Annotated in this window: 4 protein-coding genes; all 4 read right to left on the reverse strand. The window is 38.8% G+C overall.

Translation table 11 applies throughout. The features are described 5' to 3' along the window. Nucleotides 1-716: 716 nt before the first annotated feature. The gene (gene rnr / locus CLNEO_RS15105) at nucleotides 717-2,861 is read right to left on the reverse strand and encodes a ribonuclease R (protein WP_066091115.1); all 2,145 of its coding nucleotides are present in this window, start codon (nucleotides 2,859-2,861) and stop codon (nucleotides 717-719) included. Nucleotides 2,862-2,940: 79 nt separating this feature from the next. Further along, entirely contained in the window at nucleotides 2,941-3,183 is a 243-nt protein-coding gene (gene secG, locus CLNEO_RS15110) for a preprotein translocase subunit SecG (RefSeq protein ID WP_066091118.1), read from the reverse strand. A 280-nt stretch (nucleotides 3,184-3,463) separates the two neighbouring features. Beyond that, nucleotides 3,464-4,639: a LysM peptidoglycan-binding domain-containing protein gene (locus CLNEO_RS15115; RefSeq protein WP_066091121.1), complete on the reverse strand. Its 1,176-nt coding sequence runs from the start codon at nucleotides 4,637-4,639 to the stop codon at nucleotides 3,464-3,466. 336 nt (nucleotides 4,640-4,975) lie between these two features. After that, entirely contained in the window at nucleotides 4,976-5,650 is a 675-nt protein-coding gene (locus CLNEO_RS15120; RefSeq protein ID WP_066091124.1) for a GTP pyrophosphokinase, read from the reverse strand. Nucleotides 5,651-6,151 lie beyond the last annotated feature (501 nt).

Consider the following 6,151-nt stretch of genomic DNA (forward strand, 5'->3'; position numbering starts at 1 on the left):
TTCCCATGTTGTATGTGCTAAACTATTATTAGTCATTTTGAATCCTCCTTTTGGTCTTTGATGTGGTTGGCAAACCTACATTTATTCTACCAAAGGAGGATTCGTGCTTACATCTAAAGAACAAACCCTTCCTACCACCGGCATAGCCGGTGGTTTTGTCAAGCTAAAGCGAACAAACAAAAAAGCAAAAGCGCCTAGACTTTTGCTTTAGACTGTCAAAAAACTTATTTTTAAGGACGGAAGGGTTTCCCAAATGGAATCCCCATGATGAGCTTTGCCCATCTGAGGAAAATAGGAAGTTACTAGCCCTTTGGTCGCAGGCACTCTTAATTTGTCCCTTGTCAACTTAAAAAAAACTTGAAGGAACTCAGCTTTTTTCAAAGGGTGTCGACAAACCTTGGGCGTTGCCCGCTCACTGCCCAAGATAGGGCAGTCGGCAAAGACAACTTTTGCGAAGCAAAAGTGATGACCAACCTACTTGCTTTTTGAAAAAAGCCAGACTAAAAACTTTTACGAAAACCGCATAACTATGCGGTTTTAGATAGGTCAAGGTCGTAATGGCAAAGAAGTGCCATCTGTCCAAGGGACAGCTTTGCGGAGCAAAGTGCTGAACCAAACCTTTGTGGGTGTTTGAGGGCAAAGCCCTCAAGATTTTCACTTTGTCTTCCGTCTAAAAGTCCACACCCTCAACAAAAAACCTAAAGGCTTTTGGTTTTTTATTCCTCACCATCGTCAAACAAAAAGTCAATGGTTCTAAGCTCTTTAGAAACCTTGGCCACAACAACCGTTACCTTATCGCCCAGGCGATAGATTTTTCCGGATTTTCTTCCAAATACAACCATTTTTTTCTCATCAAATTCATAGTAATCATCATCAAGCATGGCCAACGCCACCATGCCTTCTATGGTATTAGGTAATTCCACATAAATTCCCCAATTGGTTACACCGGAAATAATGCCTTCGAATGCCTCCCCAATTTTATCTTCCATATATTCAACCTTTTTCAGCTGATCCGTATCCCGTTCAGCGTCATCGGCAATACGCTCCCGCTTTGAGCAGTGTTTTCCGATGTCCGGCATCTTTTTTTTGTACTCCTTTGTTTCTGCTTCTTTTAGTTCTCCATGCAGCATTTTTTTCAAAAGCCTGTGGATTTGCAAGTCAGGATATCGCCGAATGGGAGAAGTAAAGTGGCAGTAATACTTTGCCGCCAAACCAAAATGCCCAAGATTATCTGCACCATAACGCGCCTGCATCATACTGCGTAAAATCATTCTGGTAATAATTCTTTCCTGCTCCGTTCCTTCTGCCTCAAGCAAAACCCTTTGTATTTCCCTTGGATGAACCTCTCCATCCTTTTTGCGTAAATGATACCCAAAGCCACGAATAAATTGCTCCATGCGTTGAAGCTTTTCTTCATCCGGCTCCAAATGGGTACGATACAAAAAGGGGATTTCCTGCCAAAAAGCATTCTCGGCAACCGTTTCGTTACAAACAAGCATAAATTCTTCAATCAAATTTGTTGCAATGCTTCTTTCATAAGGATGAATGTCAATGGGCTTACCTTGTTCATTCAAAATAATTTTAGACTCAGGCAAGTCAAAGTTTACAGAACCTCTCCTTTTGCGCTTTTCGCCAAGAACTTGCCTTAATTCATTCATCATTGTCAACATCGGCAAAATCTCTTTGAACTCCTCCAAAAGAGCCGGCGTCTTATCCTCAATTAGTTCTCGAACTGCCGTATAAGTCATGCGATAATCGGAATAGATCACAGATTCACATATTTTATGATCAACAACATTTCCTTTTGCATCAATTTCCATCATACAACTCATTGCCAATCTATCCGTATGAGGGTTTAAAGAGCAAATTCCATTGCTCAATTTATGGGGCAGCATAGGAATCACCCGATCAACCAAGTAAACGCTGGTACCCCTGGCATAGCCCTCCCGATCTAAAGCTGTATGCTCCCGAACATAATGGGTAACGTCTGCAATATGAACGCCCAGCATATAATTCCCCGTTGCTGTTTTTGTCAAAGAAACAGCATCATCCAGATCCTTGGCATCTTCCCCATCAATGGTAATGGTCAATAGCCCTCGGAAGTCCTCTCTGCCTGCTTTATCTTTTTCCGAAACCTCTGTTTCAAGATTTTCAATTTCCTTATAGACTTCATCGGGGAATTCAACAGCCAAGTCGTATTGGCGGATCACCGAAAGAATATCAACTCCAGGATCGTTGATATGCCCCAATATCTCTATAATCTTTCCTTCCGGATTTCGTCTTTCTTCCGCGTAATTAATAATTTCCGCAACGACCTTATGTCCGCTTACAGCACCCTTTGCATTTTCTTTGGCAATAAAAATATCCTTGGCAATTTTCTTGTCGTCTGCAATGACAAAACCAAAGCCTTTGCTCTGCTCATAAAGGCCAACAACACGGGTAATTCCTCTCTCCAAAACCTTTATAATCACGCCTTCGGATTTTTTGTCCTTATCCCCCGTGCGGATTACTTTATATAAAACCTTGTCTTTTTGCATGGCACCGGCAGTTTCATTTGCAGGTATAAAAATATCAGCCCCGCCCTCATCCGGCGTCACAAATCCAAAGCCCTTGGCATGGCCTGTAAAAGTACCCGTTGACATGTTAATGGTTTTCGGCGCCAATAGTTTTCCTTTTTTTGTTTCTACCACTTTGCCTTCGTTAATCAATTCCAGAACCATTCCTTCAAATTGCTCTCGTTCAGAATCGGGTACAGAAATCATCTGCCGAATTTCTTTACGTCTCAAGGGAATATATTCAGCACTTTCAATATAACCAAGGAGCCTTATTTTTCGTTCTTCCAATACATTGTTTTCTTCCATAAATTCCTCCTGTATTTCAATTTACCACATTTTTTTCTTGATTACAAAAAAGAGATGCATTTCTGCATCTCTCAACCTTTTAGCTGATCAAATTAATAATAAAAGCAATAATCATGAAAAGCGCACCGCCTATTTTTGTATATCTTTCCAGTGCACCCTCAACAGAGTGACCTTTATTTTTACTCCAATAAGTGTCTCCATTACTACTGCCATTAATTGCCCCTAAGCCTGCAGAACGCTTAGACTGCATCAAAATAATGATACACAACGCCAATGCCAATACAGCTAAAATAACCGTTAAAACCGTACCTAATGTTGTCATTTAAAATCCTCCTATATAGCTTACTCATTTTTCTGAGTCTTATCCATTATCAAACAGCATTAATATTGTATCATATTTTTTCTTGCGTCGCAACATTTTTTTATAATTATGTTATAATTTCGCCCTTTCTATTCTTTCTTTGATAATGTCTTACCTGTTTAAAAAAAATTATTTTCAAGCTTTTTTCTCTGCTCAAATTTAACCGGATTTACTAGGAAGCTTCTATTCTTTTATAAACTTCCTAGTAAATTTAGCACGAGGGAATCTGGTTGTTTTTAAATTAAGGAATTAATATAGACTGCCCGGCATAAATCATATCTGCATTTTCTAAGCTATTCGCCTCCATTATTTTAGTAATTCCGCTGTTATCTCCATAATATTTTCTGCTGATAAACCCTAAACTATCGCCGGCTTCAACTGTATACCATGTTTCCACCACTTTTTCCTGGGTTTTCTGAATGTTTTCTGCTTGCGTTTCCACTCCATTTTCGGCAGCAAAAGCCGCTTGCACCTTTACGCCTTCTATGTTTTTCTCCAATTTTTCATAAGAGCTTTGTACCATTAAAATTTCGCCTTCTAGACTCTGCAAGCGTGTCATATTGCTCATCAACGCAAATCCCATACACAAGCAGACAACGCACAAAACACAGCTTACCCCAACCAGCATAGAATACTTTCCTTTTTGAGCTTCTTCCACCTCTTGAGCACGTTTTTGTAGCACTCTGCGAATTTCCTTCGCTGCATCCATTCGCTCCTCAGGACTCGGACTTCGTCTTTTCCTTTCTCCCCCGGCCAGGGGCTGCTCCTCATATTCTTCCTTTTTTTCTGCCATGCCTCTTTCGTCCTCTTTTGGGCGAACCATACTATTTTCCAGCATGTATTCTTGCATTTCCAAATTTTTTTCATAATAAACAAAATATCCTCTGGCTTGCCTTAAACCTTTTTTATCTTCATTATAAATATAAAATGTATCCATTTTATCTAAGCTGTCAATTACAAATAAAACCTGCCATTTTTCCTTAAAAAACTCTTCATGAAACATTTCATCCTTTGCCATCAGGAACGAGCCAAAGCCCGGCTGCATATGCACCCAACCAACCAAAGTCATTCCCTTAAAATAAGTTTCCATTTGACTTCCAATATACTCCCAGGTTTCTTCGCTAAAGCTTTCCACTCCATTTTTGTGTTCGGCGCCTTTTCCCTGAATTGCGCCGGAAATCACAACCGAATCTTCGCCATTTATCTCTAAATGACGCCCAACCAAGGCCGCAATTTTTTCCTTACCACCATTGCTTTTGCCATATTGATATAAATATGTATACACATAATCCTCAATGTAGATTCGCATTTGACTCTCCAGTGCGCCCATTTGTTTTGTTTTCTCAGGCAAAGTTGATGATTCGTCATCTATACCGTAACCATACAAATTCATATCACCGTCATAATATTGCCGCATTCTATGTCCTCCCTTGTATTCAGTGTCCATCGCCATGTTTCTTTGGTCTTTTTCCAAAGACAATTTGCTTGTCCAAAATATACCATGCCTCTTTTGCAGTTTCTGTCAAACGCTGTCGTGACATTCCATTTTTCTTCCGCAAAAACATTGTATTATCCCTAAAATTCGCAAAAAAACAGAAGTAGCTCACTCCCCTTATGGGTTTATTTGTAAAAGGCGACGCCCCTATAACTCGCCCTTTTTCCATGTTTTTTTTGCAATTAAATATAAAAAAAGCACGATTGCTTCGCAAAAAATTTGCTCTGCAATACGCGCTTTTTCATTTTTTAAGTACCACTATTTTTCTTCCTGGGCTTCAATACGATTTCTAATTTCCTGCATACGTAAATCCATATTACTAATAATATCGGCACATTCCTGCAACTCTACAAATATTTCCTCTGCATCCGAAATATCTTTTTTATATTTTAGCTTATGCTCTAGGCTTGCCCAGAAATCCATAGCTATGGTTCGAAATTGCACTTCCACTTTCATTGACTTCTTTTCCTCCGCCAAAAAAACGGGAACCTCCAAAAGAAGATGCAGACTTCGATAGCCATTTTGCTTTGGCTTTTTGATATAGTCTTTTGCTTCTATCAGCGTAATATCATCCTGCTGTACCAGTAGTGCAGCAATTGCATAAATATCGTCCACAAAAGAACAAATTACGCGTATCCCTGCAATATCGAACAAATTCTCTTCCATACTTTTTACGCTAATAGGAAACCCTTTTCTCTTAAGCTTTTCAACGATACTAATAGGTTTTTTAATTCTGGATTTAATGGCCTCAAAGGGATTTCTATTATATTTTAAAGCGAATTCTTCATTTAAAACATTCAACTTCGTTTCTACTTCCATCAAAGCGCATCTGCACTCCATCATCAGCCCTAAAAAAGGTTGTGTTTCTTTTAAAACAATGTCCACTTGTTCAGGCACCATTTTTTCTCGAAAATCTAACTCTGCTAAATTCATCTCCGATTCATCCTCTCCTTGCTGCTTACAATCAGTATAACATAATGCATGAAATTTGTCTATTTTTGCACTATTTTTGCACTATTTTTGTTTTTTACGATAGAAAGCTTTTTCGCAAATACAAGGCATACCTGAATTTCTTTACTTATTTTCTGTTAAACATTACATTTTTTGTTTTGTTTTAAAAAGTAATCAAAAAACTGCACCTTACCTTTTAGCGAAAAATAACACCGCCTTTGTATAACTGCAGTATTTCCTGCTTTATGGCCTTCTCATGGATTTTTAGTTGTATAAAACGTACGAAAAAAGAGCTTCCTTGGAAACCCAAAGGAAGCTCTTGATAAAACAAGTTTTTTGAATAAAATTAGTTGTTAGCCTTTGCTGTTTTATATTTTCTAATTGCATCAGCCAATTTAGGCAGGATAACCTTAACGTCACCAACGATACCCAAGTCGGATACTTCGAAGATGGGTGCTGTGTCATTTTTGTTAATGGAAATAA

It is taken from the genome of Anaerotignum neopropionicum (assembly GCF_001571775.1).
GTDB lineage: Bacteria > Bacillota > Clostridia > Lachnospirales > Anaerotignaceae > Chakrabartyella > Chakrabartyella neopropionicum.